Origin of the sequence: Acidovorax sp. JHL-3 (assembly GCF_000526295.1) — a bacterium.
Taxonomy (GTDB): Bacteria; Pseudomonadota; Gammaproteobacteria; order Burkholderiales; family Burkholderiaceae_C; genus Acidovorax; species Acidovorax defluvii.
On record NZ_JAFU01000004.1, the window covers coordinates 162,421 to 178,303 of the forward strand.

Consider the following 15,883-nt stretch of genomic DNA (forward strand, 5'->3'; position numbering starts at 1 on the left):
CCCTCCACCGTTGTCCTTTTCTCACGCCGCCCTGCGCCAGACCCCAAAGCCCCATGCTAAAGACACTCAAAGATCTGTTTGACAGTTTTGCCCAGCCTGCCCCCAGCCAATCGCCCGCACAGCGCGAGCACGCCGTGCAACTGGCCGCCGCCGTGCTGCTGGTCGAGGTGGTGCGGTCTGAATCATCGATGGACACGGCCGAGCGCACCACCATGGTGGCTGCGCTGCGCGGCAAGTTTGCGCTGAGTGATGACGAGCTGGAGCGCCTGCTGGAGCTGGCCGTGACCACCTCGCGCACGGCCTACGACTACCAGCGCTTTACCAGCAGCCTCAACGATCACTTCACGCAGGACCAGAAAATCCACCTGGTCGAGGCCATGTGGCAGGTGGCCTATGCCGATGCCCATGTTGATGCCAACGAGAACCACACCATCAGCAAGGTGGCGGGCTTGCTGCATGTGACCCATGGCGAATACATCGCGGCCAAATTACGGGCCAAGGAAGCTGCGCAGTTGGGCTGAACGCCCCCCGCGGCCGTCCAATCAGACCGGTAGCCAGCGCCACCAGAAGGGCTTGCGCTCCTCCTGCGCGCCCCGGGCCTGCAGCAGGGCCACCAGCTCGGTGCGCTGGTGGCGGCGCGCTGCTTCCAGTGGGGTCATGTCGTCAAAGTCCGAGCGCAACTGAGGGTCGGCACCATGCTCCAGCAGATAGCGCGCGATGTCGCTGTGGCCATGGATGAGGCTGGCAACCAGCGGTGTGCACAAAATCTCGGGGTGCTGGTAGTTGGGGTTGACGCCCGCGTTGATGTGGTAGCGCACCAGCGCCAAATCGCCCTCCACTGCGGCGGCGTACATGTCCTTCCAGTCTCCACCTGACATAACGTGAATCCTCTGCACAAACGGTAGTCGATGCAGTGTAGGCAGGCGGGCGTGCTGCACAATGCGCGCCTTCCCTACGTGTCCGCTGTTTGCCACCCGCCACCCCCGCCATGCCCCCCTTGCACATCCTCTGGCGCGACGAGCACCTCGTGGCGGTTTACAAGCCCGCCGGCTGGCTGGTGCACCGCACGGGGCTGGATGCGGGCGAAACGCGCTTTGTAATGCAGACCCTGCGCGACCAGCTGGGCCAGCATGTGTACCCCGTGCACCGGCTCGACAAAGGCACCTGCGGCGTGCTGGTGATGGCGCTGCACAGCGCGGCTGCACGTGCGTTGTCGCACGCGTTTGAGCACGGGGCGACGCACAAACGCTACCTGGCCGTGGTGCGCGGCTGGGCGCCCGAAGCGGTGGAAGTGGACCACGCCCTCAAGCCCGACGATGCACCGGCGGATGCCGCCGTGCAGGATGCCCACACGCGCTTTCGTCGCATGGCACAGCTCACGCTGCCCGAGGCCAGCGACGCCCGCTTTGCCACCACGCGCGCCTCGCTGGTAGAAGCTGTGCCCACCACCGGGCGGCGCCACCAGATCCGCCGCCACCTCAAGCACCTGGCGCACCCCATCATTGGCGATGCCACCCATGGCAAGGGCCCTATCAACCGCTGGTGGGCCGATCGGCTGGGCCAGCATAGGCTGTGGCTGCACGCCTGGCAGCTGACCGTGCCGCACCCCGTGTCGGGCGCGGCCCTGGTATTTGACAGCGGCTTGCAGCTGCCTGCGTGGAGCCCACCCCGTGCCGCAGAAGTGCAGGCCGTGCTGCCAGACAACGGTGCTGCAGTCCCCACGGCAGACTGGCAACGGCTGCTGACACGGCTGCCCTGGCACGCCTCGCCGGGTGCACGCTAGCCAGGCACGGCCAGTGGCCGAAGGCCTGTGCGGGGCACCGAACCGGCAACTATGTTTTTCATAGCACGCCGCGCTTTATCATCAAGCGCTAGAGCCATTTTTGACACATAAACCATTGCCATGCAAGCCGAAGACATCCTTCATTTCTGGTTCGAAGAACTCTCGCCCGCGCAGCACTTTGCCCAGGAAGACGCGATCGACGCCATGATCCGCGTGCGTTTTGGGCCCATCTGGCAGGCGGCGCAGCATTGCGAGCTGTGGGAGTGGCGCGCCACGCCGCAGGGGCGGCTGGCCGAGATCGTGGTGCTCGACCAGTTCTCGCGCCACATCCATCGCGGCACGCCGCTGGCGTTTGCACAGGATGCCCAGGCCCTGGTGCTGGCCCAGGAGCTGGTGGCCGGTGGCCACGATGCCACCCTGCCCCCGGCGCAGCGGGCCTTTGCCTACCTGCCCTACATGCACAGCGAATCGCCCGCCATCCACGCCCAGGCCATGGTGCTGTTTGACCAGCCGGGGCTGGAGAACAACCTGCGCTTCGAGGTGCTGCACCGCGACGTCATTGCGCGGTTTGGCCGCTATCCGCACCGCAATGTCGCACTGGGGCGTGTGTCCACGCCGGGCGAACTGGCGTTCATGGCCCAGCCGGGTTCGTCTTTCTGAGGCCCCGGCCACTGGCCCTCACAGGGGCCGCGTCAGGTAGACCGCCTCGCGGCCCACGATGGGCTCGCGCGTGGGCATCATGACGGTGCAGCCATCGCACAGGGCGCGAATCTCGTGGGGCCCGTCGGTGGCAATGAGCGCATCTTTGGCAAACACCTCAAAGCCCACCAGCGGGCGCACAAAGCAAAAATCGGGCGTGCGCACCATGCAGGTCTGCAGCAGCTCATAGCGGCGCTGCGGGCCAGGCGCCAGCCTGCCGGGGGCCGCTTCGATCAGCCCGAAATGGGCCAGAAAATCCAGCGCCACCGCCGTCGCCATGTCGGCCGCCGATTGCAGAAAATGCTGCCCGCACTCCACCACCAGCGCCGCACCGGGCCCGTCGGCCAGGCCATGGCGGCCGTGCTGGATGAGGGGCGTGCCCGAACCCAGGCCTTGCGGCATCACCAGGTGCACAGGCGGCCTGCCAATGGCCTGGGCCACCGCCGCATTGCGCGCATAGGCCGGATACGCCCAGAAGGGCTCGACATCCTGGCTGGTCGAGTGGATGTCCAGAATGTGATCGGCAGCGGCTACCACGGGGCGCAGGGCGCGGGCACGGGCCAGTTCGGGGCTGTCGGCGGTGCCGTCCAGCTCTGCGGCCGACCACACGCGGTTGAGGTTGTGCACCAGCTGGCGGCTGTCAAAAGGGCGCGCGGGGTTGAACGACTCGTAGGCGGCCACGTTGGCAAAGCTGATGGTCAGCGTGCCGCACCGGGGCCGCACGCCGGTGTCGAGCAAGTGCGTGGCGGCCACCATGCCACACAGCTCATTGCCGTGGGTGAGCGCATTGATCAGCACATGCGGCCCGGGCTGGCCCGAACCGAAACGGTGCACATAGTCGATGCCCACATTGCCCTGGCGGTAGGCCGAAAGGTCACGGGGCAGCACTTCAAAGACGGGAGGATTTTGGGTCATGGGGTGGGGCGCGCTGGCAAGGACAGCCCGCCATCGTATGCGCAACGCGGCGGCTCCGGCCCCCTCGGGTGTACGATGCCCGCCGCCGCCCTGGCCCACCTCCCAGCCCGAATTACGGCCCACCTCCCGGCCCGCGCCCCATGGCGCCAGCGGCCGCGCGCTCTGCCACTTTCCATGCCTACCTTCCGCGTTGCCACCCTGTCCGAAGTTGCCTCCAGCCTGCCCAGCGGCCATGTGCTGGCCCGGCGCATGCAGGAACTGGTCGGCGCGCAACGCGGCGAGTGGGTGGCCTGCTTTTCGGGCAACCTGCGCCTGCCCGCGCTGGACCTTGCAGCGCCCCTGGCCGCTGGCAGCCCGCTGCACGCCCTGGTGCCGACCGGGCAGACGCTGCCCCCGTTGCCGTGTCGGGTGTTCATCGACGGCGACCTGCACATCGAAGGCGCCCTGACGGGCGGCGCACCGCAAGGCGCCACGCACCTCATTGTTGCCGACAACCTGCAGGCGCACGACGCCACGGTGGACGGGATGCTGGACATAGGCGGTACGCTGGCCGTCACCGATCTGCTGTGGGGCCATGGCGCCCAAGGCGCGCTGTGCGTGCACGGCGGGCTGAGCGCCCGGGTGGGGCTGTTCACCCATGGGTTCCAATTGCAACTGCAGGGGCCCGAGCACATTGCCTGGCTGCTGGATGAAGTGCGTGGCGTGCCCCACCTGGCCGAGTTCTCCCGCGAGGCGGTCACCGCCCTCTTCCTGCCGCCCGGCCTTGCCGGCAGCGATGCCCCCCTGAGCGCGGGCGAAGACGGTATCACGCCCTTGCTGAACCGGGACGCCATCGTCACGGCCCTGCGCCACGGCCAGTGCGTGCTGCCAGCCGATGAAGCCATTGCCGCCGCGTGGCCCTTGGCCACCGCACTGTTTGCCGATGAAACCATCAGCGTTGCCAACGTGCTGACCGCCGTGCACTGCGTTGCCGTGGCGCGCAAACAGCACCAGGCGTCGGGCTGGTTTGGGCAGACCGACTTTTCGCTGTGCCAGCGGCATGTGGACGAAGACGGCGACCCGCGCGACGCCAGCGTGTTCATGACCGTCTGGAAAACCTGGGATTTTTACGTGGCAGTGGAGCGCGTGCCAGTGCACCGGGGCGCACTGGCCCGGCTGGGTGCCGCTTTGCGGCGCCATCCTGCGCCCTTTACCGAGCAGTTGCTGCTGGCGTATCGCAGCTACCGCCATGGCACTCCCGCTCAGTGGCAACCCGTGGACGAAATCACCCACCCCGAGGCCTGGCGCGCCTGCACCCACGCCTGGCGCGGTGTGCTGGACTACCTGCGCAAGGCCGAGGGCCAGGCACATGCCGGCTATCCGCTGTGGCGGCGCCTGCAGGCCGAACTTACGCCCCCGTGCATCAAGGCCTTCACCAGCCTGCCCCGGTTCACCGAGCACTGCACCGACTGGTGGGACAGCGACCGCAACGGTTGGTGGGAGGACGACATGTGGGTGGGCGCACGCCAGCCCTGCATGCACGACGGCCAGCCCTGGGGGCGGGCCTTCAAGCTGAGCTGGAAAAACGGCGCGCCCGCACCCGGCGATGGTGCAGACAACGCCCACAGCGCCTACCAGTGCGACGTGGACGAAGCGCGTGAAGGCCCCGCCTTGCTGCAATGGACCCTTGCCCAGCGGCAAAGCGAGGCGCGCACGCCCCTGCAGCGCTGCGCCGCCGACCATATTGCGCGCCTGCTGCGCCTGTACGGCCTGGTCGAATCCCGCCTGCAGGCGGCAGGCACTGCAGCAACTGCGGCAAAACCCCCGGGATAGGTCGGACAGCCCTTTTTGTGACGTACCATTCCACCGAGTGGTCCCATCCCGAGACCCATCCAGGAGGATCTATGGCCAAAGGACAAATGCACAACAACAAGATGGCGAAAAAGCCGAAAAAAGACACTTCGCCCCCCAAGGAAGGTCACGGCTCTGACCGCCCCATGCCGCCCATGACGTCGGTGATTCCACGCGGCAAGGACAAGAACAAATAGGCTTCGTCGGCGCTTGCTATTTATTAAATAGCTACTTCCGCATACAGCAAGGGCGCTCGCGCTGGTTTACATCAGCACAGAGCGCCCTTCTTGCAGGTAAGGCCCACAGCCACCCCAACCCACGGCCGATAACGCAACGCCCTGACCCAGGGACACACTGCCCATGCCGCCAGCCACTTTTTCAGGCAGCGCCTCCACGGCGCATGCCCCCACCCCGCCCCTGTGGCAGCTAGTGCTGCGCAGCCTGCCTGTGCCCGTGCTCATGTCGGTCATCTGCTGGGTGGGCGCGGGGGTGAACTACTTGCTGTTTCACACGCTGGCCGAGCTTTTTTCCATCGTGATTGCCATGGTGGCCTTGGTGGTGGCCACCACCTCGCAGCGCTTCACGCGCAACCATTTTGTGGTGTACATCGCCGTGGCCATTGGCTGGTGCGGGGCGCTCGATTTATTGCACATGGTCGTGCTCGACGGCATGCAGCTGCTGCCCGGCAACAGTGCCGACCCGGCCATCCAGCTGTGGGTGGCCGCCCGCTTCATCCAGGCGGTGGCACTGGTCTCTGCGCCCCTGCTGCTGTACCGCAGCGTGCGCCCATTGCTGATGCAGGCGGGCTTTGGCATGGCCGCTTTGCTGAGCGCAGCGCTGATTGCCAACGATTTCTTTCCCGCCGCCTATGTGGACGGCCAGGGGCTGACGCCGTTCAAGATTTACGCCGAGTACGTGATCATTGGTCTGCTGACCGGTGCGCTGGCACTGCTGTGGCGCCAGCGTGCCCTCATGTCCACGCGCCTGCTGGCCAACCTGATGGCAGCCGTGGTGTTCATGATCTTGTCCGAACTGGCCTTTACCCGCTATGTGAGCGTGTACGCAACAGCCAACCTGGTCGGGCATCTGCTCAAGATCTTTGCGTATTGGTACGTTTACCTGGCACTGGTGCACAGCACCCTGCGTGAGCCCTTCAGCATGCTGGCGCGTGCTGCCAGCACCTACGACGCGGTGCCCGACCCCACGCTCATCGTCACGGCCGACGGCAAGATCCACCAGGCCAACGCGGCTGCGGCTCTTTTTGCGGGCCAGGCTGCCGAGCAGCTGGTGGGCCAGTCGAGCCATGCGCTGTTCCATGACGCCGAGGTCAGCGCCGCTGCCTGCCCGGTATGCCAGGGCATGCAGACCGCCAAGGCAGCTTTTCAGGTGGAAATCGAACGCAACCACGGTCGCAATGCCATTGAATGCAGCGTGGCCCCGTTTCACGCCCCCCATGCCCAAAACGCCTACGTGCAGGTGGTGCGCGACATCACCGACCGGCGGCGCCTGGCGGCCGAGCGCGAGGCCCTGGTGCTGGCGCTGGGCGAGCGCATCAAGGAGCTGCGCTGCATGCACGCCATCGCCCAGCTGGTCGAAACGCCCGGCCTGACGCTGGCGCAGTTGCTGCAAGGCGTGATCGACCGGCTGAACGCGGGGTTTGTGCTGCCCGACCAGGTGCAAGTGGCCATCACCGGCGACTGGGGGCATTTTGGCGACCAGATCCCCAGTCCCCGCCCCACGCTGTGGCTGGAGCGCGCCATCAGCGTGCACCACACGCCCCGCGCGCAGCTGCACGCCTGGTACCCGCCCGAGGCCAGCGCAGCCGGCGCATCCTTCCTGCCCGAAGACGAGGCCCTGCTCGACAACGTGGTGCAGCAGATCGGCGGCGCCATCGAGCGCATGCAGGCAGCCGAGAAGGTACAGCGCCTGTCCAACCTGTACGAAATGCTCAGCGCCACCAACCACGCCGTGGCGCACAGCAACAACCAGGACACCTTGCTGGCCAACCTTTACGAAGCGCTGCTCACCCACGGCAAGTTCCCGATGATGTTCATCGCGCTCACGGAAACGGGTGGTTTCCCGCTGCACCTTCACCGCTCGCATGGCATCCCGGCAGAAAATCTGCTGCTGCTGACCCAAGCGCTGCAATCGCCTCAAAGCCCGTGGTACCAGCTGACGGGCGGCCTGGCAAAGGGCGAGATCCACCTGCATTCCATCCCGGCAACCTACGCAGACGACACCGACCCCTGGCTGACATTTCTGCACGCACAAGGCATTCAGGAGCGCGCCGTGATGCCACTGGCCTGCGAAGGGCGGTTGCTGGGGGTTTTTGGCCTGTATGCACGCGGGCTCACCGTTTTCGATGCCGACGAAATACGCCTGCTCACCGAAATGGCGGCCGAGGTTTCTTTCGCCTTCGGCCGCTTGGCCAGCGAAAACCGCCTGCAACAGGCCGAACAAAAGGCGCAACTCTCGGAGTACCGGTTCAGCGAAGTGTTCGACGCCTCGCCGTTGCCCATGCAGATTTTCTCGCTGGGCACGCGCAGGCTGCTCGCCTGCAACCCGGCCCTGCAGCAGTGGCTGGGCTACACGTCCCAAGAGATCTCCACCCTGTCGATATGGGCCGAGCGCGTGTGTGCCGACCACGCACAGTGCCGGCAGGTGCTGGAGCTGTGGCAACACGCCTCACCGCAAAACCCGAAAGGCGAGAGCTTGCTTTTGCCTGAAATGCACCTGCGCTGCAAGGACGGCAGCGAACGCATGGCGCGAGGCACGATGACTATGGTGGGCGACGAGGCCATCATCGTCTGGACCGACCTGACAGAAATCCGCCAAAGCGAACAGGTGCTGCAGGAGAGCGAGCAACGCTTTCGCAACATGATCGAGCAGACCATCAGCGGCATCTATGTGCGCCGCGACGGCCGCTTCATCTACGTGAACCCGCGCTTCTGCGAAATCGTGGGCTGGTCTGCCGCTGACCTGCTGGGGCAGGACGTGCTGCAGTTCACCACCACCGCCCCCGACAACCTGGCGCGCATCCACCAGGCCTGGGAGCAGCTGGCGGCCGGTGCACGCAACGTGAAATACACCCTGCCCATGCGCCGCAAGGATGGTCAGCTGATCGAGCTGGGCCTGAACGCCTCCATCATCACCTGGGACGATGGCCAGCCCGCCACCATCGTGATGGCCCAGAACATCACCGAACGCAAGCGCGCCGAGGAACAGATCGCCAGCTATGTGCAGCAGCTCGAAGGCGCCATGCAGGGAACGCTGCAGGCCATCTCCAACATGGTCGAGCTGCGCGACCCCTACACCGCCGGCCACGAACGCCGCGTGGGCCTGATTGCGGGCGCCATTGCCCGCGAGATGGGCTGGGACGCAGAGCGCTGCAAAAACCTGGAGTTGGTGGGCCTGGTGCACGACATCGGCAAGATCGCCGTGCCCGCCGAGATCCTGTCCAAACCCGGGCGCCTGAGCCCGCTGGAGATGGAGCTGGTGCGATGCCACGCACAGGCGGGTTACGACATTTTGAAGGACGTGACCTTTGCCACCCCGATCGCCGAAATCATCCGCCAGCACCACGAGCGCATGGACGGCAGCGGCTACCCGCGCGGCCTGCGGGGTGACGAGATCCTGCCCGAAGCGCGGGTGCTGGCCGTGGCCGACGTGATCGAATCCATGGCGGCGCACCGCCCCTACCGCGCGGCGCTGGGCCTGGATGTGGCGATGGCCGAAATCGACAAGAACCGGGGCCAGCTCTACGACCCCGAGGTGGCCGACGCCATGGGCCGGCTGGTGCGGCAAAAGAACTACCAGCTGCCCGATTGACTGCCCGGTGGTGCCGCGCGTCGGGTCCGCGTAGGGCTTTGGACTCAGGGCTCGCGGGTGCCGCTGCCCTTCTTCTTGCGGTTTTCACGGGCCTGCTTCTTGGCCTCGCGCTCGGCGTCCGCCAGCGCACCGGCGGCCCGCCAGACCTCGAACTCGGCAGGCGTTTCCAGCGTGATGCGGCCCAAAATGGCGGTGCGGAAATCGGTCATCACGATCTCGGCCGTCTTTTGCAGGTTCACGCGCCCGCCGCCCAGCATGGCGCCGCGCTTTTTGCCAATGGCGGCCAGCAGGTCTTCGTCGTGCATGCTGGCCACGGTGCCGGCCGGCAGGCCCAGCTTGTAGCGTGCCTCCAGCAGGGGCGCATAGTGCGTTTGCAGGCGGCGCAGCAGCTCCAGCGCTACCAATTCTTCGTCGTATGCATTGCGGCCAATGGCGCCGCTGGCGGCCAGGTTGTAGCCGCTTTCCACCACCACGATGCGCGGCCACAGCATGCCGGGCGTGTCCCACAGGTAAAAATCGTCGGCCAGCGTGATGCGCTGCTCCAGCTTGGTGATGCCCGCCTCGTCGCCCGTCTTGGCCTGGCGCTTGTTGGTGAGGGTGTTGATGAGCGTGGACTTGCCCACGTTGGGCACGCCGCAGATCAGCACGCGCATGGGCTTGGCCATGCCACCCCGGTTGGGCGCCAGCAGGTGGCAGGCGTCAATCAGCTTGCGGGCGGGCGCCGGGTCTGAGGCATCCAGCCCCACGGCGCGCGTGGCGCTCTGGGCGTTGTACCAGTCCACCCACAGCGCCGTGCGCTCGGGGTCGGCCACGTCCTGCTTGTTGAGCACCTTGAGGGTTGGCTTGTGGCCCGTGAGCTCGGCCAGCAGCGGATTGGCGCTGGAGCCGGGCAGGCGCGCGTCCAGCACCTCGATCACCACGTCAATGTCCTTGATGCGTTCGGTGATGGCTTTCTTGGTCAGGTGCATGTGACCGGGGAACCACTGGATGGCCATGCGAGGGGGTACTTTCTTGATTGTTCTGTTCGGGCTGAGGGTGGCCAGGAGGCTGTCGGACTTGGAGCGTCGATAGCGAAAAGCGGTCCCAGCGAGGACAGTTTTTGCCGGGTTTGCAGCGCCATAGCCCGGCTATGGGGCAAAAAGACGGGAATAAATGGACCGCTGCGGCCGCTTTGCAGCCGATTATTTCCAAGTTCGAGAGCCTCCTAGGATAATCGCGTCCCGTTCCCCACCGTTTCACCCCTGCCATGCCCTCACCCGCCAACCGCCCCGCAAGCCCTGCCAACAAGGCCGACAAAGAGCTCTTGTTCAAGGGCGTCACCTGCGCGCTGATTGGACTGGTGGTGCTGATCGCCCCCTATGTGGCCCGCTCGCCCAGCGTGCAGGACATCATGGCGCAGTCAGCGCTGGTGGGCTGGTTTGCGCTGGTGCTGGGGGGCGGCTTCATGGTGCGCTACGCCATGCGCCGGGCGGCGGCAACCAAGGCCCGCAACCAGTCGTGACGCCAGAACCACGGGTGCAGGTGCCCGCCCGCGCCACCGACGCCCCCTCGGCCCGCGCCATGTTCGAGGTGCTGCTGCAGCAGGCCCAGGCCCAGGGCCTGGCGCTGCGGGCACCCCCGCCCGAGCCCACCACCTGCTGCGGGCGCGGCTGCAACGGCTGCGTATGGGAGGGGTACCTCGATGCGGCCGAATATTGGCGCCAGGAAGCGTTGCTGCAGATCGACCCTGCCAATTTTGAGTAAAATATGCCTGCAGCGCTTGCTGCATAAGCGCTAGCAGCTATCATTTTTGATTGCCTGGCAATGCGCAGTAGATGCCGAGGGAAATGGCTAGCTAGTTGATGTCTCATTGCGAAGCCGCTGCTTCAATCTGCCTGGCGTAACGGCCGTCGCACTATCAACCCGGCTGTATCTGGTCGGCTGCTATCGGCCATGAGTCTTCAGTTGCCGGTGCACCTTGATTGCCCGCTCAAGGCTGACTGCTACAGGTAGGCAATGAGCTGCGGCTTCAAGGCAAAGTTGTTGGTCATAAACCTGGTGCGCTTATCCGTTTCGTCCTTGACCACCACCCCGCGCAAAGGCGCTGGATACTCATTGCTGCTGTAGAACGCCGTGAGCACAAGAGTGGGCCTGAAGGCCCAGCAAACTGCCTAAATGGGCCGCTCGCAAGGCAATACAACCAAAAAGTCACATCAACCACGACCAGCACTGCACAAAAGCCACTTGTTCAACGTTGCCTTAGATCACCGGACGTTCTGGGTCAAGCGCTCGGAAGCCGATGCGGAACGCGCAAAAGCGTCAAAGCGGTCGAAGCGCAGCGTGTCGAGGAACCGATGCATGGAAAAGTCGCCGTTGCAGGCAATGAGCGTGGGCTTGGAGATCATCCGTTGATTCGTCAAACGATTTAATTATTGTCTATATACAATCATATTGAAAATATACAATCATGATTCGGACGCTGATTCACGGCGCAGGAGATTTTCTTGGAGACAAAAATAGCCACTGAATGGCAGGTGCGCGCAATCAGAGGATTCATTGCCCATGCCGGGCCCTTGTGGGCACGGCGCGAAGGAGACGGCTGGGCCTATGGCTTTGCCATGGGACCGCAGCACCTGAACCCTGCTGGCGTAGTGCATGGCGGCGCGCTGCTCGCTCTGGTGGATCACGCGATGAGTACGGTGGCCTGGGAGGCCGCTGGCCGAGTGCCTTGCGTGACCTTGCAACTTGATTCACATTTCGCTGCGCCGGTGCTGCCAGGCCAGTTCGTCGAGGCCCGAGCTCAAGTCGCCAAGCGCACCGGTTCGCTGGTTTTTATGCGTGGCGAGTTGCGCGTGGACGACAGCTTAGTGCTGGGTGCACAGGCTCTGATGAAACCGTTGATGACGAAGCCGTAAACCCAGTGGGGGGGCGTCACCATCCTGCCTGCCCCCTGACCCGTATGAGCGAGGAGACGCCCATGGACAGAACCATTCCCGCACAGCACAGCCTGATGGCCCTGTATGGCATGGCGGCGGGCGAAGCGCCGCCCGAGGCAGATACAAATAGGGTTACCCTTGCCGGGTTGCAGTTCTACAAGAAGCACTCCCGCATGGCCACCCGATCTCACCCAGCCATCAAACCCGCAACGTCCAAGCCCGACCGGAGCGTGCGCGTGCGCCCCGTCCCGGCAGTGACGCGGTCCATCGCGATCCTTCGGCTGTTGGGCGAACAAAAGCAGCCGCTCACCTTGAAAAACGTGGCGCAGGCGCTGAACTTGGTGCCGAGCACCTGTTTGCACATCTTGAGAGTGCTGGTCTCGGAAGACTTGGTTACTTTGGATCCCGATACCAAACGCTATGCGCTGGGCACGGGCATGATCAGCTTGGCGCGTAGCGTACTTGAAGGCGGAGGTTTTACGCAGATGGTGCAGCCGGTGCTGGACCGCATGGCAGCACAGTTCGGCGTGACTGCAATGGGCGTGGAAATTACCTCCCGGCAGACGGTGTTGGTGTTGGCCATTTCGCAGTCCAACCAGCCGTTTCGCGTGCACACCGATGTCGGCAGCCAGTTCGATACCCTGGTAAGCGCCACGGGGCGCCTGATCGCGGCCCATAGCGGAGAAGGGTGGCCCTCGCTCAAAGAGAAGTTCGCACGGGTCGTGTGGGACAAGGCGCCAACCTACACGACTTGGAAGAAAGAAGTTGAGTTGACGCGCTCGCGAGGATGGGCGCTAGACCGAGACAATTTCATGGCCGGCATCACCGTTGTAGCTGTGCCGGTGTTCTCATTGGGTGGCCGACTGGTCCACACTCTAGTTGCTGTAGGGCTCACGAGCCAACTAGGTGCACCAACCGTGCAGAAGATGGCTCAGGCGATGCAGCGCGAAGCGGGTGCGTTGTCCGCACCGCTGACCTTGGGAGCATAGTGTGATGCTCGCCCAATCGGATAGACCGCACTGGCATACGGTCCTCAAGATCATCACTATGCCCGCTGACATCGACGCAAGCGGGCACGTCCCCGCTGGCTGGCTGCTGTCAAAGATGGACTTGGCCGGCACAGTGCTGCCAAGTCAGCATTTTGGAGGCCCGGTTCAACTTATCGGGTTGTCAAGCGTCGTGATTAGCGGGCGACCTCGATTGGGACAGTGCGTCACATTTCGCTGCAAATGGATCGCAGGGGATGCAGTTCAGGCGTTGCTAGACATCGAAGCGTTCAGCGAGGACCGGGAACAGTCTGGAGAAACGAAACGGCTTAGTGCGCAACTGCTCTATGCCCCTTCAGTAGTCGAAGTGCCCGAAAATCTCTTCCCGGGGAGCTTCTGAGCCGCTCTTCTTATGTGAAGGATGCGTTCAAGCGTCTGTCTCGTCCAAGTTAATGCTGAATCAGTTTTCGAAGGCCGAAGCGATTTCAGCAGCGCGCCACCGGCAGGAGTATCAGAGACACCTCTATCGCCTGCCGGGAAAGTGCAACAACGGATAACGTCCTCCATCTCTTGATCTGTGTTCATTGACGAAAAATGAGAAAGTAGCGTTGCAGCCGACCACACATCCCGACCAGCGCCTACCAAACCACTCAGACCAAGAACCGCCAAGCAGACTCGCCGCTAAGCGGGCGACAAATGCCGCCCGCTGCGCCGGTGTCATTAATCTGCCCTAATCCCCGCTGACTTGATGATGGGCGCCCAGCGTTCTCGTTCCTTTCGGGCAAAGACGCCCAGATAGGCTGCGCTCCCTCCTGCTGGATCAAAACCCAGGTCCAGCAGGCGCTGACGCAATTCGGGTTTGGCCAGCACCTTGTTGACGGTAGCGTTGAGCATTCGGGTAATTTCCGCAGGGGTTCCCTTGGGAGCGTAAAGTGCATTCCAGGCGACAAATTCGAAGCCCGGGTGACCTTGCTCCGCAACTGGCTTGACTCCGGGGACAAGGCTGCTGACGGTACCCGATGTCACACCAAGGGCGCGCAGCTTACCTGATGCAAGGTGGGGACGCAGTGCGAGCGGAGTGTCGATAGTCAACGACAGTTGCCCACCCAACACGTCGGTCATAGCGCTGCCAGAGCCTTTGTACGGTATGCCGAAGAGCGGGACACCAGAGCGCTCTTTCAGGAACTCAACCACCAGGCGCGCCGACGTGCTGGGCATGGCGATGTCGGCCGAGCCGGGCTTGCGCTTGACGGCCTCCAGCACGTCGCCCACTGTGCGGTACGGAGTGGCTGTACCTACGGCAAGCACCATGGGGAAGGTGCCGACCATGGCGATAGGCTCGAAATCCTTCACCGGGTCATACGGCATCTTGGCATAGAGGAACTCGTTGAGCGCATGTGTGGCGTTGGTGCCCATGGTCAGTGTGTAACCATCGCCTGCAGCCTGGGCCGCCAGCTCGGTCCCCAGAATGCCCCCCGCGCCAGCCTTATTCTCCACAACGACGGGCTGCCCCAGTTCCTTCGAGATCTGCTCGCCCAGGAGTCGGGTGGCCACGTCGGTGCCTTGGCCGGCAGCGTAAGCCACAATGATGCGGATAGGTTTATTGGGATAGGCGGATGACTGCGCCTGGGAAGCGGGCACGGTAAAAACCATCAAACTGGCGGCAGTCGTGGTGATGATCCTGGCAGAAAGATTTCGCATGCTTGTCTCCTTGTGTTTGTATTCTGAAGGTCAAAGAGGGGAGCGGGTGCGGGCGATGCCCCGGTCGTAGAAATCGCTCCTCTGGGTCTCGTCGAATCCGAGATCGGACAGCACCTCGTCGGCGTGCTGGCTGAAACTCGGCGGCGGGTCGCCCGGTGATGCCGGGGTACCGTAGAGGCGCATCGGCGCCCTTAGCGCGGTGAACGTGCCTTGCTGGATGATCATTTCGCGGTGCGCGCAATGCGCCTGCGCGAGCGCCTGCGGCACGTCGTTGACTACACCTGCGGGTACTCCCACACGCATCAGGGCCTGGCACAGAGGCTCACTGTCGACCGCGGTGATGGCCGCCTCGATCAGTGCCTTGAGCTGTGGCCGGTGCGCCAGGCGCTCGGCATTCGTGCGAAAGCGCGGATCGTCCGGCAGGCCGCCGCAGCCGATGTGCTGGCTGAAGCGGCGGAACTGGCCATCGTTGAGAATGCCGATGAACACGTGGCCATCGCGTGCCCTGAACTTATCGTAGGGCGCGATGTTGGGGTGCGCGCTGCCGAGCAGGCCCGGCGTCTGGTGCGATGCGAACCAGTTCGATGCATGCGGAAGCAGCAGGCTGAGAGCGGTGTCGTAGAGGGTGGCCTCCACCCGCTGTCCCTTGCCGCTGGCTTGCCGGCTGCACAGCGCCATGAGGATTCCCGCGAGCGCGACGTAGCCGGTCAAGTGGTCCACGATGGGAATACCCATGCGCGTTGCCCCGCTGGCCGACTCGCCATTGATGCTCATCAGCCCGCACTGCGCCTGTAGCACCGCATCGTAGCCCGGCAGGCCGCCGAGCGGGCCGTCGCGGCCGAAGCCGGAGATCGCGCAATAGATAAGCCTGGGGTAGCGCGCGGCCAGCACCTCCTCGTAGCCCAAGCCCCATTTCTCCATAGTGCCGGGCAGGAAGTTTTCCACCAACACGTCGGCGCCATCGAGCAGTCGGTGCAGCACCTCTTGCGCCTCTGGCTGAGAGAGATCCAGGCTCAGCGCCTTCTTGCCGCGGTTGAGCGCAGCGAAATAAGCGGAGTTTCCCATGGCGTCGTAGGGCGGGCCCAAGTGACGGGTCTCATCGCCGCCTGGCGGCTCGATCTTGACGACATGGGCACCGTTGTCGGAGAGCATCTGGGTGCAAAGGGGGCCTGCGAGTACCCTTGTCAGGTCCACGACACGCAGGCCCCCCAGCGCAGTAGTTGCGC

General features: G+C 64.4%; 16 protein-coding genes. 10 read left to right on the plus strand and 6 right to left on the minus strand.

Annotated features, from left to right (window positions below):
• The first annotated feature begins 53 nt into the window (after positions 1 to 53).
• Complete coding sequence (locus K226_RS0116140) at positions 54 to 521, plus strand: TerB family tellurite resistance protein (protein ID WP_024815765.1); 468 nt, start codon at positions 54 to 56, stop codon at positions 519 to 521.
• A gap of 21 nt (positions 522 to 542) precedes the next feature.
• Here the strand turns inward: K226_RS0116140 and K226_RS0116145 are convergent, their stop codons facing one another.
• Positions 543 to 854, minus strand: a complete 312-nt coding sequence (locus K226_RS0116145) for an ankyrin repeat domain-containing protein (protein WP_238324282.1) — start codon at positions 852 to 854, stop codon at positions 543 to 545.
• A gap of 134 nt (positions 855 to 988) precedes the next feature.
• Here K226_RS0116145 and K226_RS0116150 point away from each other — a divergent pair, with 134 nt between their 5' ends.
• On the plus strand, positions 989 to 1,783 hold the full coding sequence (locus tag K226_RS0116150) for a pseudouridine synthase (protein ID WP_024815767.1): 795 nt from the start codon (positions 989 to 991) through the stop codon (positions 1,781 to 1,783).
• A gap of 120 nt (positions 1,784 to 1,903) precedes the next feature.
• Positions 1,904 to 2,443, plus strand: coding sequence for a DUF924 family protein (locus K226_RS0116155; RefSeq protein WP_024815768.1), 540 nt, complete (start codon positions 1,904 to 1,906; stop codon positions 2,441 to 2,443).
• Between the two features lie 18 nt (positions 2,444 to 2,461).
• Here K226_RS0116155 and K226_RS0116160 read toward each other — a convergent pair whose 3' ends face one another.
• Entirely contained in the window at positions 2,462 to 3,397 is a 936-nt protein-coding gene (locus K226_RS0116160) for a succinylglutamate desuccinylase/aspartoacylase family protein (protein WP_024815769.1), read from the minus strand.
• 174 nt (positions 3,398 to 3,571) lie between these two features.
• Here K226_RS0116160 and K226_RS19350 point away from each other — a divergent pair, with 174 nt between their 5' ends.
• The 3 genes from K226_RS19350 (at position 3,572) to K226_RS19670 (ending at position 9,055) form a co-directional block, all read left to right on the plus strand.
• Entirely contained in the window at positions 3,572 to 5,209 is a 1,638-nt protein-coding gene (locus K226_RS19350; RefSeq protein ID WP_024815770.1) for a hypothetical protein, read from the plus strand.
• A 71-nt stretch (positions 5,210 to 5,280) separates the two neighbouring features.
• Positions 5,281 to 5,424 (plus strand): hypothetical protein, encoded by a 144-nt coding sequence (locus K226_RS20075; RefSeq protein WP_202899911.1) that lies wholly within the window; start codon positions 5,281 to 5,283, stop codon positions 5,422 to 5,424.
• A gap of 163 nt (positions 5,425 to 5,587) precedes the next feature.
• The gene (locus tag K226_RS19670) at positions 5,588 to 9,055 is read left to right on the plus strand and encodes an MASE3 domain-containing protein (RefSeq protein ID WP_024815771.1); all 3,468 of its coding nucleotides are present in this window, start codon (positions 5,588 to 5,590) and stop codon (positions 9,053 to 9,055) included.
• 44 nt (positions 9,056 to 9,099) lie between these two features.
• Here K226_RS19670 and ylqF read toward each other — a convergent pair whose 3' ends face one another.
• Complete coding sequence (ylqF, locus tag K226_RS0116180) at positions 9,100 to 10,050, minus strand: ribosome biogenesis GTPase YlqF (RefSeq protein WP_024815772.1); 951 nt, start codon at positions 10,048 to 10,050, stop codon at positions 9,100 to 9,102.
• A 251-nt stretch (positions 10,051 to 10,301) separates the two neighbouring features.
• On the opposite strand from ylqF, the gene K226_RS0116185 reads away from it, so the two are divergent.
• Both K226_RS0116185 and K226_RS0116190 read left to right on the plus strand, forming a co-directional pair.
• Positions 10,302 to 10,556 (plus strand): hypothetical protein, encoded by a 255-nt coding sequence (locus K226_RS0116185; protein WP_024815773.1) that lies wholly within the window; start codon positions 10,302 to 10,304, stop codon positions 10,554 to 10,556.
• Entirely contained in the window at positions 10,553 to 10,798 is a 246-nt protein-coding gene (locus K226_RS0116190) for an oxidoreductase-like domain-containing protein (protein ID WP_024815774.1), read from the plus strand. Before K226_RS0116185 ends, K226_RS0116190 begins: the two co-directional genes overlap by 4 nt.
• Positions 10,799 to 11,298: 500 nt before the next feature.
• On the opposite strand, the gene K226_RS19925 is transcribed toward K226_RS0116190, so the two are convergent.
• Positions 11,299 to 11,439, minus strand: coding sequence for a hypothetical protein (locus K226_RS19925; protein ID WP_155886573.1), 141 nt, complete (start codon positions 11,437 to 11,439; stop codon positions 11,299 to 11,301).
• A 99-nt stretch (positions 11,440 to 11,538) separates the two neighbouring features.
• Between K226_RS19925 and K226_RS0116205 the strand changes: the two genes are divergently transcribed.
• The gene (locus K226_RS0116205) at positions 11,539 to 11,949 is read left to right on the plus strand and encodes a PaaI family thioesterase (protein WP_051463555.1); all 411 of its coding nucleotides are present in this window, start codon (positions 11,539 to 11,541) and stop codon (positions 11,947 to 11,949) included.
• Between the two features lie 62 nt (positions 11,950 to 12,011).
• Positions 12,012 to 12,959, plus strand: coding sequence for an IclR family transcriptional regulator (locus K226_RS0116210; RefSeq protein WP_081739461.1), 948 nt, complete (start codon positions 12,012 to 12,014; stop codon positions 12,957 to 12,959).
• A gap of 717 nt (positions 12,960 to 13,676) precedes the next feature.
• Here K226_RS0116210 and K226_RS0116220 read toward each other — a convergent pair.
• Positions 13,677 to 14,657, minus strand: a complete 981-nt coding sequence (locus K226_RS0116220) for a tripartite tricarboxylate transporter substrate binding protein (RefSeq protein ID WP_024815778.1) — start codon at positions 14,655 to 14,657, stop codon at positions 13,677 to 13,679.
• Between the two features lie 30 nt (positions 14,658 to 14,687).
• Positions 14,688 to 15,809: a CaiB/BaiF CoA-transferase family protein gene (locus K226_RS0116225; protein WP_024815779.1), complete on the minus strand. Its 1,122-nt coding sequence runs from the start codon at positions 15,807 to 15,809 to the stop codon at positions 14,688 to 14,690.
• Positions 15,810 to 15,883 lie beyond the last annotated feature (74 nt).

Excerpts from the sequence above, each read along its gene's own strand:
- K226_RS20075 (WP_202899911.1), top strand. The coding sequence starts at position 5,281 with ATGGCCAAAGGACAAATGCACAACAACAAGATGGCGAAAAAGCCGAAA.
- K226_RS19350 (WP_024815770.1), top strand. The coding sequence starts at position 3,572 with ATGCCTACCTTCCGCGTTGCCACCCTGTCCGAAGTTGCCTCCAGCCTG.
- K226_RS0116220 (WP_024815778.1), bottom strand. The coding sequence starts at position 14,657 with ATGCGAAATCTTTCTGCCAGGATCATCACCACGACTGCCGCCAGTTTG.
- K226_RS0116150 (WP_024815767.1), top strand. The coding sequence starts at position 989 with ATGCCCCCCTTGCACATCCTCTGGCGCGACGAGCACCTCGTGGCGGTT.
- K226_RS0116160 (WP_024815769.1), bottom strand. The coding sequence starts at position 3,397 with ATGACCCAAAATCCTCCCGTCTTTGAAGTGCTGCCCCGTGACCTTTCG.
- K226_RS0116225 (WP_024815779.1), bottom strand. The coding sequence starts at position 15,809 with ATGCTCTCCGACAACGGTGCCCATGTCGTCAAGATCGAGCCGCCAGGC.
- K226_RS0116210 (WP_081739461.1), top strand. The coding sequence starts at position 12,012 with ATGGACAGAACCATTCCCGCACAGCACAGCCTGATGGCCCTGTATGGC.
- K226_RS19925 (WP_155886573.1), bottom strand. The coding sequence starts at position 11,439 with ATGATCTCCAAGCCCACGCTCATTGCCTGCAACGGCGACTTTTCCATG.
- K226_RS0116140 (WP_024815765.1), top strand. The coding sequence starts at position 54 with ATGCTAAAGACACTCAAAGATCTGTTTGACAGTTTTGCCCAGCCTGCC.
- K226_RS0116185 (WP_024815773.1), top strand. The coding sequence starts at position 10,302 with ATGCCCTCACCCGCCAACCGCCCCGCAAGCCCTGCCAACAAGGCCGAC.
- K226_RS0116155 (WP_024815768.1), top strand. The coding sequence starts at position 1,904 with ATGCAAGCCGAAGACATCCTTCATTTCTGGTTCGAAGAACTCTCGCCC.
- K226_RS0116145 (WP_238324282.1), bottom strand. The coding sequence starts at position 854 with ATGTACGCCGCCGCAGTGGAGGGCGATTTGGCGCTGGTGCGCTACCAC.
- K226_RS19670 (WP_024815771.1), top strand. The coding sequence starts at position 5,588 with ATGCCGCCAGCCACTTTTTCAGGCAGCGCCTCCACGGCGCATGCCCCC.
- ylqF (WP_024815772.1), bottom strand. The coding sequence starts at position 10,050 with ATGGCCATCCAGTGGTTCCCCGGTCACATGCACCTGACCAAGAAAGCC.